This is a genomic window from Pseudomonas sp. NY15435 (assembly GCF_048068295.1).
GTDB lineage: Bacteria > Pseudomonadota > Gammaproteobacteria > Pseudomonadales > Pseudomonadaceae > Pseudomonas.
Window position 1 is genome coordinate 147952 of the sequence record NZ_JBLUQA010000005.1, and the last position, 25491, is coordinate 173442.

General features: G+C 63.9%; 18 protein-coding genes. 10 read left to right on the top strand and 8 right to left on the bottom strand.

The window, feature by feature from the left end; genetic code table 11:
- Positions 1-103: 103 nt before the first annotated feature.
- The 3 genes from lon to ACNFH5_RS13665 all read left to right on the top strand — a co-directional run bounded on the left by lon (position 104) and on the right by ACNFH5_RS13665 (position 5026).
- On the top strand, positions 104-2500 hold the full coding sequence (gene lon, locus ACNFH5_RS13655; protein ID WP_416746694.1) for an endopeptidase La: 2397 nt from the start codon (positions 104-106) through the stop codon (positions 2498-2500).
- A 136-nt stretch (positions 2501-2636) separates the two neighbouring features.
- Positions 2637-2909, top strand: a complete 273-nt coding sequence (gene hupB / locus ACNFH5_RS13660; protein ID WP_003087931.1) for a nucleoid-associated protein HU-beta — start codon at positions 2637-2639, stop codon at positions 2907-2909.
- A gap of 227 nt (positions 2910-3136) precedes the next feature.
- Positions 3137-5026: a SurA N-terminal domain-containing protein gene (locus tag ACNFH5_RS13665; RefSeq protein WP_416746699.1), complete on the top strand. Its 1890-nt coding sequence runs from the start codon at positions 3137-3139 to the stop codon at positions 5024-5026.
- Between the two features lie 87 nt (positions 5027-5113).
- On the opposite strand, the gene fabI is transcribed toward ACNFH5_RS13665, so the two are convergent.
- From fabI to gloB, 8 genes are all read right to left on the bottom strand, one after another.
- Positions 5114-5911 (bottom strand): enoyl-ACP reductase FabI, encoded by a 798-nt coding sequence (gene fabI / locus ACNFH5_RS13670; protein ID WP_416746702.1) that lies wholly within the window; start codon positions 5909-5911, stop codon positions 5114-5116.
- 28 nt (positions 5912-5939) lie between these two features.
- On the bottom strand, positions 5940-7550 hold the full coding sequence (locus tag ACNFH5_RS13675; protein ID WP_416746704.1) for an ABC transporter ATP-binding protein: 1611 nt from the start codon (positions 7548-7550) through the stop codon (positions 5940-5942).
- Between the two features lies 1 nt (position 7551).
- Complete coding sequence (locus ACNFH5_RS13680; protein WP_416746706.1) at positions 7552-8571, bottom strand: ABC transporter permease; 1020 nt, start codon at positions 8569-8571, stop codon at positions 7552-7554.
- Between the two features lie 4 nt (positions 8572-8575).
- Positions 8576-9658, bottom strand: coding sequence for a microcin C ABC transporter permease YejB (locus ACNFH5_RS13685; RefSeq protein ID WP_416746708.1), 1083 nt, complete (start codon positions 9656-9658; stop codon positions 8576-8578).
- Positions 9658-11523, bottom strand: a complete 1866-nt coding sequence (locus ACNFH5_RS13690) for an extracellular solute-binding protein (protein ID WP_416746710.1) — start codon at positions 11521-11523, stop codon at positions 9658-9660. Before ACNFH5_RS13690 ends, ACNFH5_RS13685 begins: the two co-directional genes overlap by 1 nt.
- Complete coding sequence (locus tag ACNFH5_RS13695) at positions 11520-13349, bottom strand: extracellular solute-binding protein (RefSeq protein ID WP_416746712.1); 1830 nt, start codon at positions 13347-13349, stop codon at positions 11520-11522. Before ACNFH5_RS13695 ends, ACNFH5_RS13690 begins: the two co-directional genes overlap by 4 nt.
- Positions 13350-13465: 116 nt before the next feature.
- The gene (locus ACNFH5_RS13700) at positions 13466-15076 is read right to left on the bottom strand and encodes a LysM peptidoglycan-binding domain-containing protein (protein WP_416746714.1); all 1611 of its coding nucleotides are present in this window, start codon (positions 15074-15076) and stop codon (positions 13466-13468) included.
- A 79-nt stretch (positions 15077-15155) separates the two neighbouring features.
- Positions 15156-15935: a hydroxyacylglutathione hydrolase gene (gene gloB, locus ACNFH5_RS13705; protein WP_416746716.1), complete on the bottom strand. Its 780-nt coding sequence runs from the start codon at positions 15933-15935 to the stop codon at positions 15156-15158.
- Between the two features lie 89 nt (positions 15936-16024).
- Here gloB and ACNFH5_RS13710 point away from each other — a divergent pair, with 89 nt between their 5' ends.
- The 7 genes from ACNFH5_RS13710 (at position 16025) to ACNFH5_RS13740 (ending at position 25481) form a co-directional block, all read left to right on the top strand.
- Entirely contained in the window at positions 16025-16780 is a 756-nt protein-coding gene (locus ACNFH5_RS13710; RefSeq protein WP_416747310.1) for a class I SAM-dependent methyltransferase, read from the top strand.
- 11 nt (positions 16781-16791) lie between these two features.
- The gene (gene rnhA / locus ACNFH5_RS13715) at positions 16792-17235 is read left to right on the top strand and encodes a ribonuclease HI (protein ID WP_024763291.1); all 444 of its coding nucleotides are present in this window, start codon (positions 16792-16794) and stop codon (positions 17233-17235) included.
- A 72-nt stretch (positions 17236-17307) separates the two neighbouring features.
- Positions 17308-18045 carry a DNA polymerase III subunit epsilon gene (gene dnaQ / locus ACNFH5_RS13720; RefSeq protein ID WP_416746719.1) on the top strand — a complete coding sequence of 246 codons (738 nt, stop codon included), beginning with the start codon at positions 17308-17310 and terminating at the stop codon, positions 18043-18045.
- Positions 18046-18332: 287 nt separating this feature from the next.
- Positions 18333-20585, top strand: a complete 2253-nt coding sequence (locus ACNFH5_RS13725) for an Orn/Lys/Arg decarboxylase N-terminal domain-containing protein (protein ID WP_416746721.1) — start codon at positions 18333-18335, stop codon at positions 20583-20585.
- A 118-nt stretch (positions 20586-20703) separates the two neighbouring features.
- The gene (locus ACNFH5_RS13730) at positions 20704-22878 is read left to right on the top strand and encodes a putative bifunctional diguanylate cyclase/phosphodiesterase (RefSeq protein WP_416746723.1); all 2175 of its coding nucleotides are present in this window, start codon (positions 20704-20706) and stop codon (positions 22876-22878) included.
- A 208-nt stretch (positions 22879-23086) separates the two neighbouring features.
- Positions 23087-24430, top strand: a complete 1344-nt coding sequence (locus ACNFH5_RS13735) for an amino acid permease (RefSeq protein ID WP_416746725.1) — start codon at positions 23087-23089, stop codon at positions 24428-24430.
- 238 nt (positions 24431-24668) lie between these two features.
- Positions 24669-25481, top strand: coding sequence for a crotonase/enoyl-CoA hydratase family protein (locus ACNFH5_RS13740; RefSeq protein ID WP_138216321.1), 813 nt, complete (start codon positions 24669-24671; stop codon positions 25479-25481).
- The last annotated feature ends 10 nt before the right edge of the window (positions 25482-25491 follow it).

A 25491-nucleotide genomic window follows, 5' to 3' on the forward strand; every position in this document is an offset into this window, starting at 1 on the left:
CTTCCCATCTACCGCGCTTGTTTTTTCCCAGTCCTAACCCCATCTTAGGCCGAAGGGTCCAATCCCATCGTTTTGGCCAAGTGCCGCTGTAGAGCCGAATATCATGAAAACACTCGTCGAGTTGCCCCTGCTGCCCCTGCGTGACGTAGTGGTGTATCCGCACATGGTCATCCCGCTGTTTGTGGGCCGTGAGAAATCCATCGAGGCCCTCGAGGCCGCCATGACCAGCGACAAGCAGATCCTGTTGCTGGCGCAGAAGAATCCGGCCGACGACGATCCGGGCGCGGACGGCCTGTACCGCATGGGCACGGTGGCCACCGTCCTGCAGTTGCTCAAGCTGCCCGATGGCACCGTCAAGGTGCTGGTCGAAGGCGAGCAGCGCGGCCAGGTAGAGCGCTTCATCGACGAGGAAGCCTACTGCCGCGCGGAAGTTTCGATCATTGATGAGGTCTCCGTCGGCGAGCGCGAATCCGAAGTCTTCACCCGCAGCCTGCTCAGCCAGTTCGAGCAGTACGTGCAACTGGGCAAGAAGGTCCCGGCCGAAGTCCTGTCTTCGCTCAACAGCATCGATGAGCCCGGCCGCCTGGTAGACACCATGGCTGCGCACATGGCGCTGAAGATCGAGCAGAAGCAGGAAATCCTCGAGATCACCGAGTTGTCCGCCCGCGTCGAGCACGTGTTGGCCATGCTGGATGCCGAGATCGACCTGCTGCAGGTCGAGAAGCGCATTCGCGGTCGCGTGAAGAAGCAGATGGAGCGTAGCCAGCGCGAGTACTACCTCAACGAACAGATGAAGGCCATCCAGAAAGAGCTGGGTGACATCGATGAAGGCCACAACGAAGTCGAGGAGCTGAAGAAGCGCATCGACGCCGCCGGCCTGACCAAGGAAGCCCTGGCCAAGGCCACTGCGGAGCTGAACAAGCTCAAGCAGATGTCGCCGATGTCCGCCGAGGCGACCGTGGTGCGTTCCTACATCGATTGGCTGGTCAACGTGCCGTGGAAGGCCGAGAGCAAGGTGCGCCACGACCTGGACAAGGCCGAGGACATCCTCGATGCCGACCACTACGGCCTGGAAGAGGTCAAGGAGCGCATCCTTGAGTATCTCGCCGTACAGAAGCGCGTGAAGAAGCTCAAAGGCCCGGTACTCTGCCTGGTTGGCCCGCCCGGCGTAGGCAAGACCTCGCTGGCCGAGTCCATCGCCCGCGCGACCAACCGCAAGTTCGTGCGCATGGCCCTGGGTGGTGTGCGTGACGAGGCCGAGATTCGTGGCCACCGTCGGACCTACATTGGCTCCATGCCCGGTCGTCTGATTCAGAAAATGACCAAGGTCGGCGTGCGCAATCCGCTGTTCCTGCTCGACGAGATCGACAAGATGGGCAGCGACATGCGTGGCGATCCCGCGTCGGCGCTGCTGGAGGTGCTCGATCCGGAGCAGAACCACAACTTCAACGACCACTACCTCGAAGTCGACTACGACCTCTCCGACGTGATGTTCCTCTGCACGGCGAACTCCATGAACATTCCGGCAGCATTGCTGGACCGCATGGAAGTCATCCGCCTGCCGGGTTACACCGAGGACGAGAAGATCAACATCGCCTCGAAATATCTTGTACCGAAACAGACTGCGGCCAATGGTCTCAAGAAGGGCGAGGTGGTCTTCGAGGAAGCCGCTACCCGTGACATCATTCGCTATTACACCCGTGAAGCCGGTGTGCGTAGCCTTGAGCGCCAGATCGCCAAGGTCTGCCGCAAGGCGGTCAAGGACGGTGGCAAGGCCAAGCGCATCGACGCCGTGGTGACTCCGGATTCGCTGGAAAACTACCTGGGTGTGCGCAAGTTCCGCTACGGCCTGGCCGAGCAGCAGGACCAGATCGGCCAGGTGACCGGCCTCGCCTGGACCCAGGTGGGCGGCGAATTGCTGACCATCGAGTCGGCCATGGTTCCCGGCAAGGGTGCACTGACCAAGACCGGCTCGCTGGGCGACGTCATGGCGGAGTCAATCACCGCCGCGCTGACCGTGGTTCGTAGCCGTTCGAAGAGCCTGGGCATAGCCCCGGACTTCCACGAGAAGCACGATATCCACATCCACGTGCCCGAAGGCGCGACCCCCAAGGACGGCCCTAGCGCGGGCATCGGCATGTGTACCGCGCTGGTCTCAGCGATCACCCAGATTCCGGTCCGCGCGGATGTTGCCATGACCGGTGAGATCACCCTGCGTGGTCAGGTGCTGGCCATTGGTGGCCTGAAGGAAAAACTTCTCGCTGCGCACCGCGGTGGAATCAAGACTGTGATCATTCCCGAGGAAAACGTACGAGATCTTAGGGAAATTCCAGATAATATTAAGGCCGATCTCGTTATTAAACCGGTTAAATGGATTGACGAGGTCCTGCAAATTGCGCTGCAATACGCCCCGGAGCCCTTGCCCGATGCGGCTCCCGAGATGGTTGCAAAGGATGAGAAGCGCGAGTCTGATTCCAAGGAGCGAATCAGCACGCATTAGTTGGGGGGCTTTCTTGACACTGTTTTTGAGCCCTTGTTATAAAGCGGCACTTGCTTTGTCAGTTGGCAAACCAGCACCTGCTTTTGCTTACACCTAACACATAGAAACATACTCAACAGAAATAAGGGGACTTAGAGTGAACAAGTCGGAACTGATCGATGCTATCGCCGCATCTGCTGATATCCCGAAAGCTGTTGCCGGTCGCGCTCTGGACGCGGTGATCGAGTCCGTAACTGGCGCCCTGAAGGCTGGTGACTCCGTCGTACTGGTCGGCTTCGGCACCTTCGCTGTCAAAGAGCGTGCTGCTCGCACCGGTCGCAACCCGCAAACCGGCAAGCCGATCAAGATCGCTGCTGCTAAGATCCCGGGCTTCAAGGCCGGTAAAGCCCTCAAGGACGCTGTCAACTAAGCGTCTTTTTGGACTTGACCTGGACCGGTTCAACTTCGGTTGGGCCGGTCACGGAGCGATGACCCGGCTGGCGTAGGTCGGTTGGAATCATCAGGGGTCACGGGCTCAATGCCCGCAAGCTCCACCAGTTACGAGAAGGCGCATCCTCGGATGCGCCTTTCTTATATCCGCCTTTTTTCCACGCCGCGCCGCCATTGAAGGTGGGTCGTGGCCGCGTCGGGGGCCGCATGCTGCAAAACATCAGGGACAATTCCCAAGGCTGGATCACCAAGACCATCCTGGGCGTGATCGTTGTCCTCATGGCTTTGACCGGGTTCGATCAGATCATTCGCGCAACCCACCACGAGAACGTCGCTGCTCAGGTCAACGGTGAAGACATCGGTCTGCCGGAACTGCAGCAGGCTGCGGACATGCAGCGTCGCCAGTTGATGCAGCGCCTGGGCAAGGACTTCGATTCGTCCATGCTCGACGACAAGCTGCTCAAGGATTCCGCGCTGAAGTCGCTCATCGAGCGCAAGCTGATCCTGCAGGCCGCGCAGAACGACAAGTTCGCCTTCTCCCAGCAGGCGCTGGACCAACTGATCCTGTCGACCCCTGAGTTCCAGGTGGACGGCAAATTCAACGCTGACCGCTTTGACCAGGTCATCCGCCAGATGGGCTATGACCGCATGCAGTTCCGCCGCATGTTTGGCGAGGAAATGCTGATCGGTCAGCTGCGCGCCGGCATCGCCGGTACCGGCTTCGTCACCGACGACGAGCTGAACGCCTTTGCTCGCCTCGAGAAGCAGACCCGCGACTTCGCCACCCTGACCGTCAAGGCCGACCCGGCCAAGAGCAAGGTCGAGGACAGCGAAATCAAGGCCTACTACGACGCCCACAGTACCGAGTTCATGACCCCTGAGCAGGTCACCATCGACTACATCGAGCTGAAGAAGTCCGCCTTCTTCGATCAGGTCGAAGTGAAGAAGGAAGACCTCGATGCCCTTTATCAGAAGGAAATCGCCGGCCTGTCCGAACAGCGCGACGCCGCGCACATTCTGATCGAGGTGAACGACAAGCAGAACGACCAGCAGGCCAAGGCCAAGATCGACGAGATCAAGGCGCGCCTGGACAAGGGCGAAGACTTCGCCAAGCTGGCCAAGGAGCTGTCCAATGACACCGGCTCCGCCGCCAACGGTGGCGACCTCGGCTTCGCCGGTCGCGGCGTGTATGACCCGGCCTTTGAAGAGTCGCTGTACGCGCTGAAGAAGGGCGAAGTCTCCGCCCCGGTGAAGACTTCCTACGGCTGGCACCTGATCAAGCTGCTGGCTGTCGAAGCGCCGGAGGTTCCGACCTTCGACAGCCTGAAGGCCAAGCTGGAGCACGAAGCCAAGACCCAACTGGTCGAGCAGCGCTTCGTCGACGCCACCAAGCAACTGGAAAGCTCCGCCTACGAGGCTTCCGATCTGGGCCAGCCGGCTCAGGACATGGGCCTGAAGGTGCAGACCAGCAAGCCGTTCGGCAAGGAAGGCGGCGAGGGCGTGACTGCCAATCGTCAGGTCATCCAGTCCGCTTTCAGCCCGGAAGTGCTGGAAGAGGGCGCCAACAGCGGCGCCATCGAGCTGGACCCGGACACCGTGGTCGTGCTGCGCGTGAAGGAGCACCACAAGCCTGAGCAGGAAACCCTGGAGCAGGTGAGTGCCGATATCCTCAAGCGCCTGCAGGTCGAGCACGCTGCCACCGATGCCAAGGCTCGTGGCGAAGCACTACTGGCGGGGCTGCGCGACGGCAAGATTCCGCTGACCCAGGCTCAGGAAGGCCAGCAGTGGAAGGTCGTGGAAGCGGCTGCCCGCGGGCAGGAAGGTGTCGATCCGGTCGTGCTGCAGAGCGTGTTCCGCATGGTTCGCCCGGAAGGCGCCGACAAGCCCAGCCTGGGCGGCGTCGCGCTGCAGAACGGTGACTTCGTGCTGGTCAAGCTCAGCGGTGTGAGCGAGCCAGACGCCAAGCCGACCGAGCAGGAGAAAGCGATGTACCAGCGCTTCCTTGCCTCGCGTAGCGGTCAGGATGATTTCTCGGCCTTCCGTCGCTACCTGCAGGACCAGGCGAAGATTGAGAAATTCGACGACGCCAAGAAGTAACTGACAAGGGCCGCGCAAGCGGCCCTTGTTCTTTCAGGCAAAAGAAAAGGCCGCATCAGCGGCCTTTTCTTTGTTCGGTTGAAAGCCTTAGTCGTCGCCCAGCGGGCCCATAGCCGTGGTGTTGAAGCCGCCGTCGACATAGAGGATTTCGCCGCTGATGCCGCTGGCCAGGTCCGAGCAGAGGAAGGCGCCGGCGTTGCCGACTTCCTCGATGGTTACGTTACGCCGCAGCGGCGTCTGGCGTTCGTTGGCGGCGAGCATTTTGCGGAAGCTCTTGATGCCCGAGGCGGCCAGGGTGCGGATCGGACCGGCGGAGATGGCGTTGACGCGGGTGCCCTCTGGGCCAAGGCTGCCGGCCAGGTAGCGCACGCCGGCTTCCAGACTGGCCTTGGCCATGCCCATGACGTTGTAGTTGGGCATCGTGCGTTCGGCGCCCAGGTAGGAGAGGGTGAGCAGGCTGCCGTTGCGACCCTGCATCAGCTCGCGACCGGCCTTGGCCAGGGCGACGAAGCTGTAGGCGCTGATGTCGTGGGCGATGCGGAAGCCGTCGCGCGTGGTGACATCGGTGAAGTCGCCGTCGAGCTGGTCGCCTGGCGCGAAGCCCACCGAGTGGACGATGCAGTCCAGGCCGTCCCACTGCTTCGCCAGCGCGGCGAACACGGCGTCGATGTCTGCGTCGCTGGCCACGTCGCAGGGGAAACACAGTTCGGCACTGGAGCCCCAGCCGGCAGCGAACTCCTCGACGCGGCCCTTGAGCTTGTCGTTCTGGTAGGTGAAGGCGAGCTCGGCGCCTTCCCGGTGCATCGCCGCGGCGATGCCGGAGGCGATGGACAGCTTGCTGGCGACACCGACGATCAGTACGCGTTTACCGGCTAGAAATCCCATGTTCAGTGTTTCCTTGTCTGCTGCTGGCTCAGGCTTGCGTGGGCACCATGAAGGCTGCTTCCAGCAATTGCTGTGTGTACGCGTGCTGCGGCGCGGCGAAGACTTCATCGGCCATGCCCTGTTCGACTACCTTGCCGTGGCGGATCACCATCAACTGGTGGCTCAGGGCTTTCACCACTGCCAGGTCGTGGCTGATGAACAGGTAGGTCAGGTTGTACTTGGCCTGCAGCCCACGCAGCAGTTCGACCACCTGGCGCTGCACGGTGCGGTCCAGTGCCGAGGTCGGCTCGTCCAGCAGGATCAGCGCCGGCTTCAGCACCAGGGCGCGGGCGATGGCGATGCGCTGCCGCTGGCCCCCGGAGAACTCATGGGGATAGCGGTGGCGGGTATCCGGGTCAAGCCCGACTTCCTTCAGCGCTTCAATGATCGCCTGCTCGCGCTCTTCGACGGTGCCCATGCCATGGATATCCAGGCCTTCGCCGACGATCTGGCCTACCGACATGCGCGGGCTGAGGCTGCCGAACGGGTCCTGGAAGACTACCTGCATCTCGCGCCGCAGAGGCCTGACTTCCGCCTGGTTCATACCTTCGATGGCCTGGCCTTCGAAGCGGATGCCGCCTTGGCTGTTGATCAACCGGAGGATGGCCAGGCCCAGGGTCGACTTGCCCGAACCGCTCTCGCCGACGATGCCCAGGGTCTGGCCGCGCGGCAGGCTGAAGTCGATGCCATCCACCGCCTTGACGTGGTCGACGGTCTTGCGGAACACGCCTTTCTTGATCGGGAACCACACGCGCAGGTCGTCGACCTCCAGCAGCGGCGCACCGGGCTCGTTCTGCGCGGGGGTACCGCTGGGCTCGGCGCCGAGCAATTCGCGCGTGTAGGGGTGCTGCGGGGCCGTGAAGAGGGTATCGCAATCGGCCTGCTCGACGATGCAGCCGCGCTTCATCACACAAACGCGATGGGCGATGCGCCGGACCAGATTGAGGTCGTGGGTGATCAGCAGCATGGCCATGCCCAGGCGCTGCTGCAGGTCGCGCAGCAGGTCGAGGATCTTCAGCTGTACCGTGACGTCTAGCGCCGTGGTCGGTTCATCGGCGATCAGCAGTTCCGGCTCGCAGGCCAGCGCCATGGCGATCATCACCCGCTGCCGCTGGCCACCGGAAAGCTCGTGCGGGTAGGCCTTGAGGCGGCTGGCGGGGTTGGGGATGCCGACCAGATCCAGTAGCTCCAGCGTGCGTGCACGGGCCTGGTTGCCGCTCATGCCCTTGTGCAGCGCCAGCACTTCGCCGATCTGTTTCTCGATGGTGTGCAGCGGGTTCAGCGAGGTCATGGGTTCCTGGAACACCATGGCGATGCGGTTGCCGCGGATGCCGCGCAACTTGCGCTCGGGCAGCTTGAGCAGGTCCTTTCCGGCGAACTGGATGCTGCCGGAGGGATGGCTGGCGGTAGGGTAGGGCAGCAGGCGCAGGATGGAATGCGCGGTGACCGACTTGCCGGAGCCGCTTTCGCCCACCAGTGCCAGGGTCTCCCCTTTTCGGATGTCGAAACTGATGTGTTCCACCGCGCGTACGTGGTCGTCGCCGCAGAGGAAGTCGACGGACAGGTCGCGGACTTCGATGAGGTTCTCGTTCTGGCTCATGTCACTTCCTCGGGTCGAAGGCATCGCGGGCGGCTTCACCGATGAACACCAGCAGGCTCAGCATTACGGCCAGCACCACGAAGGCGGTGATGCCCAGCCAGGGCGCCTGCAGGTTGGACTTGCCCTGGGCGACCAGCTCGCCCAGCGACGGCGCGCCGGCGGGCAGGCCGAAGCCGAGGAAGTCCAGGGAGGTCAGGGTGCCGATCGCGCCGGTGAGGATGAAGGGCATGAAGGTCAGTGTTGAAATCATCGCGTTGGGCAGGATGTGGCGGAACATGATCGCGCCGTTACGCATACCCAGGGCTCGCGCGGCGCGCACGTATTCCAGGTTTCGGCCACGGAGGAACTCGGCGCGTACCACGTCCACCAGGCTCATCCAGGAGAACAACAGCATGATTCCCAGCAGCCACCAGAAGCTCGGCTGCACGAAGCTGGCGAGGATGATCAGCAGGTAGAGCACCGGCAGGCCCGACCAGATTTCCAGGAAGCGTTGGCCAAGCAGGTCGATCCAGCCGCCGTAGAAGCCCTGCAGGGCGCCCACTGCGACGCCGACGATGGAGCTGAGGACGGTGAGGATCAGGGCGAACAGCACGGACACGCGGAAGCCGTAGATCACCCGCGCCATCACGTCGCGCGCCTGGTCGTCGGTGCCCAGCCAGTTTTCCGCAGTGGGGGCGGAGGGCGCCGGCACGCGCAGGTCGTAGTTGATGGTGTCGTAGCTGTAGGCGATCGGCGGCCAGAGGATCCAGCCGTTCTTCTGCGCAATCTGCTCGCGCATGTACGGGCTCTTGTAGTTCGCCTCCATGGGGAACTCGCCGCCGAAGGCGGTTTCCGGGTAACGCTTGACCACCGGGAAGTACCACTCGCCGTCGTAGCGGATCGCCAGTGGCTTGTCGTTGGCGATCAGCTCGGCGCCCAGACTCAGGATGAACAGTGCGAGGAACAGCCAGAGCGACCACCAGCCACGCTTGTTGGCCTTGAAGCGCGCCCAGCGGCGCTGATTGATGGGAGACAGGCGCATCGGATTACTCCCGGTTCTCGAAGTCGATGCGCGGATCGACCAGCGTGTAGAGGACGTCGCTGACCAGCTTCATGATCAGGCCGAACAGGGTGAAGATGAACAGCGTGCCGAACACCACCGGGTAGTCGCGGTTCAGCGCCGCCTCGAAGCTGAGCAGGCCCAGGCCGTCGAGGGAGAAGATCACTTCGATCAGCAGCGAGCCGGTGAAGAAGATGCCCAGCAGGGCCGAGGGCAGGCCCGCGATGATCAGCAGCATGGCGTTGCGGAATACATGGCCGTAGAGCACGCGACGCTCGGTGAGGCCCTTGGCGCGGGCGGTGACCACGTACTGCTTGCCGATCTCGTCGAGGAAGCTGTTCTTGGTCAGCAGGGTGATGGTGGCGAAGTTGCCGATCACCAGCGCGGTGATGGGTAGCGCCAGGTGCCAGAAGTAGTCGCGGACCTTGCCGCCCCAGGTCAGCTCGTCGAAGTTGTTGGAGGTCAGCCCGCGCAAGGGGAACCAGTCCCAGTAGCTGCCGCCGGCGAACAGTACCACCAGCAGGATGGCGAAGAGGAACGCAGGGATGGCGTAGCCGACGATGATTGCCGAGCTGGTCCAGACGTCGAAATGGCTGCCGTGGCGCACCGCCTTGGCGATACCCAGTGGGATCGACACCAGGTACATGATCAGCGTGCTCCATAGCCCCAGGGAGATGGACACGGGCAGCTTCTCGACGATCAGGTCGGTGACCTTGGCGTCGCGGAAGAAGCTCTGGCCGAAGTCCAGGTACACGTAGTTCTTGAGCATGATCCAGAAGCGTTCGGGCGCCGGCTTGTCGAAGCCGTACATCTTCTCGATTTCCTTCACCAGCTCCGGGTCCAGGCCCTGGGCGCCGCGGTAGTGCGTGCCGGCAGCTGCGACTTCACCGCCGCCGCCGGAGATGCGCCCAGTGGCGCCGCCGCTGGCGGCATCGAAGCCTTCCAGCTTGGCGATCATCTGCTCCACCGGGCCGCCGGGGGCCGCCTGGATGATGATGAAGTTGATCAGCAGGATGCCGAACAGGGTGGGGATGATCAGCAGCAGGCGCCGCAGGATGTAGGCCAGCATCAGTTGGTCCCTTGGGCGCCGGCGCCATCAGCCGGCGTTTCGGCCGCAGCCTTGGTATCGGTTTTGCTCGGCTCGGCCTTCTCGCGGGCTTGCCACCAGGTCTGCAGCGCGTAGCTGTAGGGCGGGAGTTTTTCCGGGTGGGCGATGCGGTTCCAGTAGGCGATGCGCCAGTTGCCCAGGTACCAGTTGGGCACTACGTAGTGGCCCCAGAGCAGGGCTCGATCCAGCGCGCGGGCGTGGCGTACCAGGCTTTCGCGGGAGTCGGCGTTGATCAGGCCTTCCACCAGGGCGTCGATGCCCGGGTCGCGCAGGCCGATGAAGTTGCGGCTGCCGGGCTTGTCGGCGCTGCTGGAGTGCCAGAACTCGCGCTGCTCGTTGCCTGGCGAGCTGGACTGCGGCCAACTGCTGACGATCATGTCGTAATCCCGCGAGCGCAGGCGGTTGATGTACTGCGAGACGTCGACCCGGCGCAGTTGCATGTCGATGCCCAGCTCGGCGAGGTTGCGCTTGAAGGGCAGCAGCACGCGCTCGAAGTCGGCCTGGGCGAGCATGAACTCGAAGCTCAGCTGCTTGCCGTCCGGACCGACCATCTTGTCGTTCTCGATCTTGTAGCCGGCCTCCAGCAACAGTTGGTAGGCCTTGCGCTTCTGCTCGCGGATGATGCCGCTGCCGTCGCTGGTGGGCGGCACGTAGACCTGGGTGAAGACCTGCGGCGGCAGCTTGTCGCGCAGCGGTTCGAGGATTTTCAGCTCTTCCGCGTCCGGCAGCTCCTTGGCGGCCATCTCGGAGTTCTCGAAGTAGCTGCCGTCGCGCAGGTAGGAGCCGAAGAACAGCTGCTTGTTCGTCCATTCGAAGTCGAACAGGTTGGTGATGGCTTCACGCACGCGCGGGTCCTGGAACACCGGGCGGCGGATGTTGAAGGCATAGGCCTGCATGCCCCACGGGTTGCCGTTTACCGGCTCCTCGCGAACGATGCGGCCGTCGCGCACGGCGGGCGAGTCGTAGGCGGTCGCCCAGTTCTTAGCGATGCGCTCGTCGTTGAAGTCGAACTGCCCGGCCTTGAAGGCTTCCAGCGCGACGGTCAGATCGCGGTAGGACTCCACCACCACGGCGTCGAAATTGTTGAAGCCGCGGTTCACCGGCAACTTGTCGCCCCACCAGTCCTTGACCTTCTCGTAGCGAATCGAGCGGCCGGCCTCGACCTTGGCGATGCGGTACGGACCGCTACCCAGTGGCGGCTCCATGTTGGTCTTGTTGAAGTCGCGGCTGGCCCACCAGTGCTTGGGCAGGATCGACAGCTGGCCGAGGATCAGCGGCAGCTCGCGGTTGTCGCCGTGCTTGAAGTCGAAGCGCACGCGCAGCTTGTCCTCGGCCACCACCTTGTCGACGTCCGCATAGTAATTGCGGTACATCGGGTCGCCATCCTTCATCAGGGTCTCGAAGGTGAACACGACGTCTTCGGCGGTGACCGGAGTGCCGTCCTGGAAGCGTGCCTCGGGGCGCAGGTAGTAGCGGACGAAGCGGTGCTCCGGGTCCTTTTCGATCTTTTCGGCGAGCAGACCGTATTCGGTGAAGGGCTCGTCGAGAGAGTGGAAGGTGAGGGTGTCGTAGATCAGGTTGATCTGCGGGGCCGAGTTGCCCTTGGCGATGAAGGGGTTGAGGCTGTCGAAACCGCCGAAGTCGGAGAGACGCAACGTGCCGCCCTTGGGCGCATCGGCATTGACGAAGTCGAAATGCTTGAAGTTCGCCGGGTATTTCGGCGCCTCGTCATACAGGGTGATGGCGTGCTGCGGCGCGGCCTGCGCACTGCCCAGCAGTCCCAGCAACAGGCCGGCGCAGAGCGCGGCGCGGCGGGGGCTTTTCATAGGGTTTTCTCCTGGTCTTTTTGCCACCAGGCTCGCAGACCCAGCGTGTAGGGCGGCGTGGTGACGAAGGCGAAGCGGTTGCGGTACGCCAGTCGGTGCTTGTTCAGGTACCAGTTGGGAATGCTGTAGTGCTGCCACAGCAGCACCCGGTCCAGGGCGCGGGCCGCAACTTCCTGCTGGTCGCGATCGGTGGCGCCGAGGAGTTTTTCGAGCATCGCGTCCACCACGGGGTTGGCGATGCCCGCATAGTTCTTGCTGCCCTTGACCGCCACCTGGCTGGAATGGAAGTACTGCCATTGTTCGAGGCCGGGGCTCAGTGTCTGGGGCAGGGTCATCAGAATCATGTCGTAGTCGAACTGGTCCAGACGCTGTTTGTACTGGGCGCGGTCCACGGTGCGCAAGCTCGCATCGATGCCGATGCTGGCGAGGTTCTCGCGATAGGGCTGAAGTATCCGCTCAAGGCTGGGGTTGACCAGCAGGATCTCGAAGCGCAACTGCTTGCCGCTGGCGTCCAGCAGACGATCGCCGGAGAGCTTCCAGCCGGCTTCGCCCAATAGACCCAAAGCGTGGCGCAGGGTTTCCCGCGGAATGCCGGCGCCCTTGGTAACCGGCACCGTGAAGGGGCGCTTGAAGAGTGCCTCGGGCAGTTGCTGGCGGTACGGGGAGAGCAGCAGCCACTCCCTGCCCTGGGGCGCACCGGTGGCTGCGAAGGTGCTGTTGGGGTAGTAGCTGCTGGCGCGTACGTAGGAGTCGTTGAACAGCGCGCGATTGGTCCATTCGAAATCGAACATCATCCCCAGTGCCTCGCGCAGGCGGCGATCGGCAAAGGTTGCGCGGCGGGTGTTGAGGAACAGCGCCTGGGTCTGGGTAGGGATCTGGTGGGGGATTTCCACCTTCACCACGTCCCCCCTGCGCACCGCCGGGAAGCGATAGTTGCTGCGCCAGTTCTTCGCCTGGTGCTCGATGTAGATGTCGAATTCGCCTGCCTTGAAGGCTTCGAAGGCGATGCCGGCGTCGCGGTAGAAGTCCACCTCGACGCGATCGAAGTTGTACTTGCCGCGGTTTACCGGCAGGTCCTTGCCCCACCAGTCCTTGACCCGCTCGAACACCAGCCGTCGACCTGGCGCCACTTCGGTGATCCGATACGGCCCGCTGCCCAGTGGCGGCTCGAAGGTGGTCGCCTGGAAGTCGCGGCCCTTCCAATAGTGCTGCGGCAGCACTGGCATCTCGCCCAGGCGCAGGATCAGCAGCGGGTTGTCATGGCGCTTGAAGACGAAGCGGATGCTCTGCGGCGAGAGGATGTCGACCCGCTGCACTTCCTGCAGGTTGGTGCGGTACATCGGGTGGCCATGCTTGAGCAGGGTGCGGTAGGAAAACGCCACGTCGTAGGCGGTGATCGGCTTGCCGTCGTGGAAGCGCGCTTCCGGGCGCAGGTTGAACACCACCCAGCTGCGATCGTCGGCGTACTCCACACTGCGGGCGATCAGTCCGTAGCTGGAGGCGGGCTCGTCGCCGGACGGGTCATACAGGCCGGTGCCGACCATCAGCGGTTCGTTCAACTCGCTGACCCCGTACTGCAGGAAGTCCGCGGTGCTCACCGGCGGGCTGCCCTTGAAGGTGTAGGGGTTCAGGGTGTCGAAGGTGCCCAGGCCCATCAGTCGCAGCAGGCCGCCCTTGGGGGCCTTGGGGTTGACCCAGTCGAAGTGATCGAAGTTGGCCGGGTACTTGAGGTCGCCGAATTGCGCGTAGCCGTGGCTCTCGGTGATCTGGGCGGAGGCGGGGAGGCCCAGGAATAGTCCCAGGAGCAGGAGAGACAAGCGACGCATCAGGCGTAGGATCCGATCCCGGCTGGCTGAAGGAGGTTAGCGTCGTACAGTAGCAGCTTGTCCTTGCTGCCAGAAGACATGCGGCCGGGGCTGTGCGCCCCGGCGCAGGGTGACACTCAGCGGCTGGCGGTATCGAGATACAGGGTGATGGTCTGGCCCGGCTTCAGGGCTCGGCCACTGCGGGGGTTCCAGCGCTTGATGTGCTGCATCTCGACGTTGAAGCGCTTGGCGATCAGGTACATCGAATCGCCCTGCTTGACCTTGTAGTAGGTCGCGGTGTCCTGCTTGGACTTGCTCTTGCTGCTGGAAGCCAACTGGGTGGCGGCGGCGCTCTGCAGCTTGAGGGTCTGGCCGGGCTTGACGCCATGGTTGTCCAGGCCGTTCCAGCGCTTGAGGTCTGCAACCTCGACGCCGTTCTTCTTGGCGATGTTCCACAGAGTGTCGCCATTCTTCACGGTGTAGCTGCGAGTAGTGACGCGGGCGCTGGCGATGGTCTTCGAGCTTTCCACCTGGGCCAGTTGGCGCGGGCTCTCCGGCTCGATGACCGGGCGGCCGGGCTGGCCGGGGATCACCAGGGTCTGGCCGTTACGCAGGCGGTTGGCGCTCAGGCGGTTGGCGGCCTTGAGCTCCGCCACGCTCAGGCGGTAGCGCTGGGCGATGCTGTGCAGGCTGTCACCCTTGCGCACGCGATAATGACCATTGTTCGAGGCCACCAGGGGCTTGAGCTGTACTGGCTCCAGGTTCGCGACGCCTGCCTTGAGGGAGTCGGCCTTGTCCAGCGGCACCAGCAGATGATGCGGGCCATCCAGGGTCACGCCGCGTTTGAAGGCGGGGTTGAGCTGCTGGAGTTCATCCTGGTCCAGATCGGCCACTGCGGCGACCTGGGAAAGGTCCAGGCCCGGCTTGACGCGAATCGAGGTGAAGTAGGGCTGGTTGGCGATCGGGCTGAGGTTGATGCCGTAGATGGTCGGGGCATTCACCAGCTGCGACAGGGCCAGCAGCTTGGGCACGTAGTCCTGAGTCTCCTGCGGAAGGGGCAGGTTCCAGTAGTCGGTGGGCAGGCCGAGGCGCTCGTTGCGCTCGATCGCGCGGCTGACGGTGCCTTCGCCGGCGTTGTAGGCGGCCAGCGCGAGCAGCCAGTCGCCGTTGAACATGTCATGCAGGCGGTTCAGGTAGGTCAGCGCGGCGTTGGTCGACGCGGTGATGTCGCGGCGGCCGTCATAGAAGTTGGTCTGGCGCAGGTTGAAGTGCGTGCCGGTGCTCGGGATGAATTGCCACAGGCCCACGGCCTGGGCGCGCGACACGGCCATCGGGTTGTACGAGCTCTCGATCATCGGCAGCAGCGCGAGCTCCAGCGGCATGTCGCGCTCTTCCAGTCGCTCGACGACGTAGTGCATGTAGGGCGCACCGCGTTCGCTGGCATTCTCCAGGAACGACTGGTTGCTCATGAACCACAGGCGCTGGCGTTCGATACGCGGGTTGGTATTGAGCTGGTCCTGTAGCTGGAAGCCGCCGCGCATGCGTTCCCAGATATCGTTCTGGGCCTGGTTCCATGCCGGCGTGAACTGCACGTCGACGGCGCGCGAGGCGCTGCGGGCCGGGCTGTTGCTGGCGACCTGGCTGGTCGACTGGCAGCCCGCCAGGCCCGCTGCGAGCAATACAATGGAGACTCGGATGGCACGTGCCAATGCGTCTAGATCGGAGGTATTTCTGGTCTTGGGCGGCATTGGCTGATGACTTTGTCCGGGGCAAAAATTTCGGCGATTCTAGAAACCGGGCCAGCCCTGGTCAAGATTTCGCCAGTCCTCAGAACTGGTCCTTCCAGCGGCGAATGGTCGCAAAGACCTCTTCCGGCGTGCGGATTTGCTGGCCGTCCCGCTCGTCGGCCATTTTCTTAACGGATGTTTCTGACACACGAAGGAAAGGATTCGTCGCACGTTCCAGGGCAATGGAAGAAGGAAGGCTGATCTTCCCCTGTTCACGCCAGCGACTGACCTCTTCGAAGCGCGCCAGGACTTCCGGATTCTCCGGTTCCACTGCGCAGGCGAAGCGCAGGTTGCTCAAGGTGTATTCGTGGGTGCAGTACACGGCGGTATGGCCGGGCAGGGCGGCCAGCCGGCTCAGCGAGGCGTGCATCTGCGCTGGGGTGCCTTCGAAGAGGCGGCCGCAACCGGCGGCGAACAGGGTGTCGCCGCAGAACAGCAGCGGTTGCCCGTGGTTGTCGCCGAAGTACGCGATGTGGCCCAGGGTATGGCCGGGTACATGGAAGACCTCGAACGTCAGGCCGAGCACTTCGACCCGGTCGCCATCCTCCAGCGCCACGTCGCGCGCCGGTATCTTCTCCCCGGCCGGGCCCAGCACGCGGGCGCCGGTTTCGGCCTTCAGTCGGGCGACACCGCCCACGTGGTCGGCATGGTGGTGGGTGACGATGATGTCGGTCAGCTTCCAGCCCGGATGGGCCAGTAACCATTGCTCGACCGGTGCGGCGTCGCCCGGGTCGACCACCGCGCATTCGCGGCGGGTCACATCCTGCAACAGCCAGAGGTAGTTGTCGGAAAAGGCGGGAAGCGCATCTATCTGTATCATGGGTGGAAAGTCGCCAAGTGGTGGGCATTGGCGCATAGTAGTGCGGATACGCACTTTTGTGTCGCGCTGTCCCACAGGGGGTAGTGATGATCGAAGAACCCTTCGCTCAGGCCGATGCCGACTGGCTGGAGCTGATCGACCAGGCCCGTCATTGGCTGTCCGGGCCGATCGGCGGAATGATGCTCGCCGAGGAACAGCGACTGCTGATCGACGAGCTGGAGCGCTATTTCGGTGGCTACCTGGTGCATTACGGGCCGCATGCGGAACTGCCGGCCAGTGTTGGCAACATCCAGCGCGGCGTGCGCCTCGGGCCGCCGCTGCCCGGCGTGGAAATCGCCTGCGACGAGGCGGCCTGGCCTTTGGGCGAGCACGCCGCCGATGTGGTGCTGCTGCAGCACGGCCTGGATTTCTGCCTGTCACCGCACCGCCTGCTGCGCGAAGCCGCGCGCAGCGTGCGCCCTGGCGGGCACCTGCTGGTGGTCGGGGTGAACCCCTGGAGCGCCTGGGGCATCCGCCACTACTTCGCCCGCGATGCCTTGCGCCGCGCCCGCTGCATCTCGCCGAACCGGGTCTGCGACTGGCTCAACCTGCTGGGCTTCGCGCTGGAGAAACGCCGCTTCGGGTGTTATCGTCCGCCGCTTGCATCGGCGAAATGGCAGGGCCGTCTGGCCCGCATGGAGACCTGGGGCCCCGTCCTGCAGGGCTCCGGCGCCGGCTTCTATCTATTGGTGGCGCGCAAGCTGGTGGTCGGACTTCGACCCCTGCGCCAGCCCCGTCGCGAGCCGCGTGGCCAACTGGTGCCGCTGCCGGTGGCCAAGGTCAGTCGCCGCGATTCCGAGTCCTGAAAGCGAGCCAAATGAGCGAAGAGAAAGTCGAGATCTATACCGACGGCGCCTGCAAGGGCAACCCGGGCCCGGGTGGCTGGGGCGCCGTGCTGTTCTACAAGGGCGCCGAGCGCGAACTGTGGGGCGGCGAGGCCGAAACCACCAACAACCGCATGGAGCTGATGGCCGCCATCATGGCCCTGGCCGCGCTCAAGCGGCATTGCGACGTACGCATCGTCACTGACTCGCAGTACGTCATGCAGGGCATTACCGAGTGGATGGTCAACTGGAAGAAGCGCGGCTGGAAGACCGCCGCCAAGCAGCCGGTTAAGAATGCCGACCTGTGGCAGGCGCTGGACGAGCAGGTGAACCGGCATACTGTCGAATGGCGCTGGGTGCGCGGCCATACCGGCCACCCCGGCAACGAGCGTGCCGACATGCTCGCCAACCGTGGCGTGAGCGAGCTGCCGCGCTAAGCGTCCGGCTATCAGAATCAAGTTCGCCGGGACCCGTCCGGGCGAATCAACTGCAAGAAGGTTTCACACAGAATGCGCAGCGTCGTACTCGATACTGAAACGACCGGTATGCCGGTCACCGACGGTCACCGGATCATCGAGATCGGTTGCGTCGAACTCGACGGTCGCCGCCTGACAGGCCGGCACTTCCACGTCTACCTGCAGCCCGACCGCGAGATCGACGAAGGCGCCATCGCGGTCCACGGCATTACCAATGAATACGTCAAGGACATGCCGCGCTTCCGCGAAGTGGCGGATGACTTCTTCGAATTCATCAAGGGCGCCCAGCTGATCATCCACAACGCGGCGTTCGACGTTGGCTTCATCAACAACGAATTCGCCCTGCTGGGGCAGTCCGAGCGTGCCGACGTCGCCGACTATTGCGGCATCCTCGATACCCTGTTGATGGCCCGTGAGCGCCATCCGGGTCAGCGCAACAACCTCGATGCCCTTTGCAAGCGCTACGGCGTCGACAACTCCGGCCGTGACCTCCACGGCGCACTGCTCGACGCCGAGATTCTCGCCGACGTCTACCTGGCGATGACCGGTGGCCAGACCAGCCTGTCGCTGGCTGGCGATGGTGCGGCCGGGGATGGCAGCGGGCGCGCCACTGCATCGGCGATCCGTCGCCTGGCGGCCGAGCGCGGGCTGACCCGAGTGATCCGCGCCACCGATGCCGAGATCGAGGCGCACGTCGCGCGCCTGGCGGTGATCGAGAAATCCGCAGGCGGCCCGTCGCTGTGGGCACAGATGGAAGCGCCGAAGGAGTAATCCTTCGTGCTACCTGAAAAAGGCCCCTGAACAGGGCCTTTTTCATTTCTGCGCAGCGCTTTTCTGTAGGAGCGAGCTTGCTCGCGAATGGAGTTCCCAGAGAGCTCCGGTGTTGGGTGGTTCGCGAGCAAGCTCGCTCCTACCGATATCAGGACGAGCCCCATTCCAGACCTGTCGGCAACGCGACGTTTTATTACAGCCGCAAGCCGAGCGCATTCCCCTACATTCCGTGAGTCCATACTCTGAAAGGGATCGACGCCAGTCGTACGTCCATTCAGGGGTTCACAATGTACAAAGACTTAAAATTCCCCATTCTCATCGTCCATCGCGACATCAAGGCCGATACCGTGGCCGGCGACCGGGTGAGGGATATCGCGCGGGAACTGGAGCAGGACGGCTTCAGCATCCTTTCCACTGCCAGTTCCGCCGAGGGGCGCATCGTCGCTTCGACCCACCATGGTCTCGCCTGCATCCTGGTCGCCGCCGAGGGGGCGGGGGAGAACCAGCGCCTGCTGCAGGACGTGGTGGAGCTGATCCGCATGGCGCGGGTACGCGCACCGCAGCTGCCGATCTTCGCCCTTGGCGAACAGATGACCATCGAGAACGCGCCGGCCGAGTCCATGGCTGACCTGCACCAGTTGCGCGGCATCCTTTATCTGTTCGAAGACACTGTGCCCTTCCTCGCCCGTCAGGTCAGCCGCGCCGCGCGCAAATACCTGGAAGGCCTGCTACCGCCGTTCTTCCGCGCTCTGGTGGAGCACACCGCGCAGTCCAACTATTCCTGGCACACGCCAGGTCATGGCGGCGGCGTGGCCTATCGCAAGAGTCCGGTGGGGCAGGCGTTTCACCAGTTCTTCGGGGAGAACACCCTGCGTTCGGACCTCTCCGTCTCGGTGCCCGAACTGGGCTCGCTGCTGGATCACACCGGCCCGCTGGCCGAGGCGGAAGCCCGCGCCGCGCGCAATTTTGGCGCCGACCACACCTTCTTCGTGATCAACGGCACCTCCACGGCGAACAAGATCGTCTGGCATTCCATGGTCTGTCGCGACGACCTGGTGCTGGTGGACCGCAACTGCCATAAGTCGATCCTCCACGCGATCATCATGACTGGCGCCATCCCGCTCTACCTGACACCGGAGCGCAACGAACTGGGCATCATCGGGCCGATCCCGCTGTCCGAGTTCAGCCGCGAATCCATCGTCGCGAAGATCGAAGCCAGCCCGCTGGCCCGCGGCCGCGAGCCCAAGGTGCGGCTGGCGGTAGTGACCAACTCCACCTACGACGGCCTTTGCTACAACGCGCAGATGATCAAGCAGGCCCTGGGCGACAGCGTCGAGGTGCTGCATTTTGACGAGGCCTGGTACGCCTACGCGGCCTTCCATGAGTTCTACGATGGCCGCTACGGCATGGGCACCAGCCGCGATGACAGCGGCCCGCTGGTGTTCACCACTCATTCCACGCACAAGATGCTCGCGGCCTTCAGCCAGGCCTCGATGATTCACGTGCAGGACGCCGGCGCTCGGCGCTTCGAGCAGGCGCGCTTCAACGAAGCCTTCATGATGCACATCTCCACCTCGCCGCAGTACGGCATCATTGCCTCGCTGGACGTGGCCTCGGCGATGATGGAAGGCCCGGCAGGGCGTTCGCTGATCCAGGAAACCTTCGACGAAGCCCTGAGCTTCCGCCGCGCCCTGGCCAATGTGCAGCAGAGCCTCGCCGAGGACGACTGGTGGTTCTGCGTCTGGCAGCCGCCGGGCGTCGAGGGCACCGACGAAGTGAAGACCCGCGACTGGGTGCTGGAGCCCAACGCCGACTGGCACGGCTTCGGCGACGCGGTGGAAGATTACGTGCTGCTCGACCCGATCAAGGTCACCCTGGCCACGCCGGGCCTCACCGCCGGCGGCCGCCTGGACTCGCGAGGGATTCCCGCCGCGGTGGTCAGTCGCTTCCTCTGGGAACGCGGGCTGGTGGTGGAAAAGACCGGGCTGTATTCCTTCCTCGTGCTGTTCTCCATGGGCGTGACCAAGGGCAAGTGGAGCACCCTGGTCACAGAACTTCTGGAGTTCAAGCGCAGCTATGACGCCAACCAGCCGCTGGCAGACGCCCTGCCCAGCGTCGCCCAGGCAGGCGGCGCACGCTACGCAGGCATGGGCCTGCGCGACCTGTGCGACGAGTTGCACCGCTGCTACCGCGACCATGCCACGGCCAAGGCGATGAAACGCATGTACACGGTGCTGCCGGAAATCGCCATGCGCCCGGCGGATGCCTACGCGCAGCTGGTGCGCGGTGAGGTCGAAGCGGTGCCGATCGATCGTTTGGAAGGGCGCATCGCGGCGGTGATGCTGGTGCCATACCCGCCAGGTATCCCGCTGATCATGCCGGGCGAGCGGTTCACCGAATCCACCCGCTCCATACTCGATTACCTGGCCTTCGCCCAGAGTTTCGAGCGCAACTTCCCCGGCTTCGACTCGGACGTGCATGGCCTGCAGGTGCGCGAACTAGACGGTGAGCGGCGCTATACCGTGGAGTGCTGCAAGTGACCGTCCGGCTCCTGACAGAGGTGACATACATCACTGTATGAAAAGTGGAACTATCCTTGTGCGCATCGGTAAAGGGAGAAATTGAGGAAAAAGGGAGGTTTCCCCTATGCGCTGTCCCATGACGTTGCCGAACGAGAGTGAGCGCCTGAACGCTCTCTCCGACTATGGATTCGACGACGAAAACCTGCTGCCGAGCCTCGACCCGGTGGTGCAGATCGCCGTGCGCATGTTCGGCATGCCAGTCGCCGCGGTGAACATGATCGGTAGTGACCATGTGTTCTTCGCCGCTGCCACCGGAATCGGCGAGGTCGACATGGGCCGTGACGTGTCCTTCTGCGCCCACGCCATTGCCCAGGACGGCGTGATGGTGGTGGGCGATGCCAGCCGCGACGAACGCTTCCATGACAACCCTCTGGTCACCGCGCCCAATGGCGTGCGCTTCTACGCCGGCGTGCCGCTGTTGTCGGTGGAGGGGCAGGCGCTCGGCGCCCTTTGCATCATCGACAGCCAGCCCCACGAGGACTTTTCCGGCGAGGACCGCGAGCGCCTGGTCGAGTTGGCGCGCATGGCATCGGACCGGCTGGAGTTGCGGCGCATCGAAGTCGCTTCGTCGCGCACCCGGCCTTTGTTCGAGGAGTACGCCGGCACCTCGCCCACGCCCGTGGTGTGGTTCGACTGCTGGGGCGAGATCGGCGCGTGGAACGAGGCGGCGGCCAACCTGTTCGGCTACGACCTGGTCGAAGGCAGCGGTCAGGCTTTCGAACTGTTGTTGCCTGAGCGTCAGCGTCTGTCATTCCGTGCGCTGATCAGTGGAGCCAGCGATGCCACTTCCCTGGACGGCATGGCCGTGCCGGGGGAAATCACCGGCGTGCGCAAGGACGGCTCCGAGCTGTCCCTGGGGCTGACACTGTTCAGCTGGTCGGAGAAGGGCAAGCTCAAGTTCGAGGCAGTGCTCAAGGACCTCACCGCTCGCCACCAGGAAGAGGAGGCGTTGCGCCAGTTGGCCAGCGTCGACGTGCTCACCGGCCTGGCCAACCGTGGCCAGTTCTACCGGCGCACCGAAGACGTGCTGGTGCAGTCACGCCCGGCGGCGGTGCTGATGATCGACCTGGACGGCTTCAAGGACGTCAACGACTCCCTCGGCCACGCCGTGGGGGACGGAATTCTGCGACAGGTCGCCGAGCGCCTGGGTCGGCTGGCCACCGCCGGCGCCACGGTGGCACGCATTGGCGGCGACGAGTTCGCCATTCTCGAGCCGAACCTGCTTTCCCCTGAACATGCCATGCGCTTCGCTCAGGCGGTGATCGCCAGCATCGCCGAGCCGATCATCATCGACGTCCACGAAGTGCGGGTCGCCGCCAGTTGCGGTGTGGCGCTGGCGCCGTTGCACGCCCAGGAGGCGCTGGAGCTGGTGGGCAATGCCGACCTTGCGCTGTTCAAGGCCAAGAGCAGCGGGCGCAGTCACGCCTTTGTGTTCGTCCCGGCGCTGAAGATGGAAGCGGCGGCACGGCACCTGTACGGAATGGAGTTGCACCGCGCCGTGGCCAACGGTGAGTTCCTGCTGTTCTACCAGCCTCAGGTGAGCCTGCGCGACGGCTCGTTGCGGGGCGTCGAGGCGCTGATCCGCTGGCAGCATCCGCAGCGCGGACTGCTCTCGCCGGCGGCCTTCCTGCCGTCGCTGGAGGGCGGGCCGCTGGCGGCCATCGTTGGAGCCTGGATTCTGGATGAAGCCTGCGCCCAGGCGGCTTACTGGCGGCGCAACGGAGCGCCTGACCTGCGTATGGGGGTGAACCTGTTCGGCGCGCAGTTCCGCATGGGCAACCTGGTCACCCAGGTCCTCGAGGCGCTCGAGCGACATGGCCTGCCGGCGGAGGCGCTGGAGCTGGAAATCACCGAGAACATCGTGCTCAACCACGACGACACCGTGCTCAGCACCCTGCAGAGCCTGCGTTCCTATGGGGTCGGCATCGCCTTCGACGATTTCGGCACCGGCTACGCGTCCCTCAGCCTGCTCAAGACCTACCCGCTGAGCCGCATCAAGATCGACCGCACCTTCGTCATCGGCATGCTTGAAACCCAGCAGGATCTTTCGGTGATCCGCGCGATCCTCGACATGGCCCGCAGCTTTGACCTGGAGACCATCGCCGAGGGCATCGAAACCACCGCCCAGCGCGATCGTCTGCGCGCCGAGCGTTGTACTGAAGGGCAGGGTTACCTGTTTGCCAAGCCGATGCCTGCGATGCAGTTCGAGCAACTGTACGACATCGGTACGCGGCAGTTCGGCTCGGCCTGAATGGCGGATTTTCCACAGCGATCTTGACCGTGCGGGGCGAAATCGCTCGAAATGGGTGGTTTCGTCCTGCAAAACGGTTTCCTCCTTTGCCCGGCGCTGTCTACCCTGTAGGACAGATCGCCGCTCTGCGATTTTTTTTGCAGGTAGAGAGCTCGAAGGGCAGGGCGATAAAACGAAAATACGGATCGCGGGCTTCTAAGGAGCGCAGATGGCGGAAGCGAAAAAGGGCAGCATGGGGTTCTGGAGCTGCACTGCGCTGGTGGTCGGCAACATGGTCGGGTCAGGGGTCTTCCTGTTGCCGTCGAGCCTGGCGGCGTTTGGTGGGCTCAGCCTGTTCGGCTGGCTGGTGTCGAGCACCGGAGCGGTGATCCTGGCCTTCACCTTCGCCCGGCTGGCGCGGCTCAACCCCGGTGCCGGCGGACCCTACGCCTATACCCGCGACGGCTTCGGCAGCTTCGCCGGTTATCTCTGTGCCTGGACCTACTGGAAAGCCGCGTGGATCGGCAACGCCGCCATCGCCGTCACGCTGGTGGGCTACCTGCGGGTGTTCCTCCCGGCGCTGGCCGACCCGTTGCTGATGGTCGCCACGGCCATTGGCGCCATCTGGCTGTGCACCCTGATCAACCTGCGCGGCATCACCGCCTTCGCCATGGTGCAGAACTGCCTGACCGCGCTCAAGCTGATCCCACTGCTGCTGGTGGGTATCCTCGGCTGGTTCCACTTCAATCCGGATTACCTGACCATTCCGGCGCCCAGCGAGCTGCCGAACATGGGGTACGCCCAGGCCATCGCCACCACGGCTGCGCTGACGCTCTGGTCCTTTATCGGCCTGGAATCGGCCACCGTGCCGGCGGACGATGTGCGCGACCCGAAGAAGACCATTCCCCGCGCCACGCTGTTCGGCACCCTGGCCGCTGCCGCGGTGTACATCCTGTCGATCACTGCGGTGCAGGGCCTGATGCCGCCGGAGGTTCTGGCCAAGTCCACTTCGCCTTTCGCCGATGCTGCGCGCATCCTCCTGGGCACCTGGGGTTACTACCTGGTGGCTGGCGGCGCGGTGATCGCCTGCCTGGGTGCGCTCAACGGCTGGGTGCTGCTGCAGGGCCAGATTCCGGTGGCGCCGGCCCGTGACGGGCTGTTCCCCGAGTCCCTGGGCAAGCTCAACAAGAATGGCGCGCCGGCCAACGGCCTGCTGTCCTCCGGGCTGCTGGTGACCGCACTGGTGATGGTCGATGGCCATGGTGAGCTGGTGGAGGTGTTCAACGTCATCATCCTGCTCGGCACCATGACCGGTGTGGTGCCTTACGCCTTCTGCACGGCCGCACTGCTGCAACTGCTGGCGACCAAACCCGAGTCCTTCTCCCCGCGTTCGCGCCCGCAGGTGCTGGCCATCGGTTGCCTGGGCTTCCTCTATTCGCTGTGGGCGCTCTATGGCACGGGCGAGCAGGCGATCTTCTGGGGCTTCCTGGTGTTCATGGCGGGCATCCCGATGTACACCTGGCGCCAGTACCGCAACCGCGCGCAGGGGCTGCCGCTGGCCGCCGGCGACTGATTGTCGCGGCGGCCACCTTCCTGCCAGATCAAGCAGTTGGTGAGCGAATTGCGAGCGGATTCACGACCGATGCCGTGGCCTGTGTCACAGACCGCGGCATCGACTTTTGGTCTTGCCTTGTTATAGTGGCGCGATGCCAAAAATCTGTATGCGGCACCCATAAGAACTGTTGGCCCGGGCTCCAGCGGCAGCGCGCCGCACCCAGACGAGAAGCAGGGCATTCCCGAGGACATCTCCCGTGACCGAATACAAAGCCTTCCGCGTTGAACTGGCGGACAAGATCGCCCATGTGCAGATCAATCGTCCGGAAAAACTCAACGCGATGAATGCCGATTTCTGGAAAGAAATCATCGATATCTTCCAGTGGGCCGATGAAACGGATGAAGTCCGCGTCGTCGTTCTCAGCGGCGCCGGCAAGCACTTCTCCGCCGGTATCGACCTCGCCCTGCTGGCCCAGGCCGCCAGCCACCTGGGCAAGGACGTCGGCCGCAACGCCCGCGCGCTGCGCAAGACCATCCTGCAACTGCAGGGCTCCTTCAACGCCGTGGACAAGTGCAGCAAGCCGGTTCTCGCGGCGATCCAGGGCTACTGCATCGGCGGCGGCATCGACCTGATCTCCGCTTGCGACATGCGCTACTGCAGCGCGGACGCGCAGTTCTCCATCAAGGAAATCGACATGGGCATGGCTGCCGATGTCGGCACCCTGCAGCGCCTGCCGCGCCTGATCGGCGATGGCATCATGCGTGAACTGGCCTACACCGGACGTAACGTCAACGCCGAGGAAGCGCAGCGCATCGGCCTGGTCAACAGCGTCTATGCCGACCATTCCGCGCTGCAGGACGGCGTGATGGAGCTGGCCCGGCAGATCGCCGCCAAGTCGCCGATCGCCATTCGCGGCACCAAGGAAATGATCGGCTACGCCCGCGACCACCGTGTCGAGGACGGCCTGGAATACATCGCCACCTGGAACGCCGCCATGCTGCAGTCCGCTGACCTGCAGGCTGCCATGATGGCGCACATGAGCAAGAAGACCCCCGAGTTCGCCGATTGATGTCCGTCCA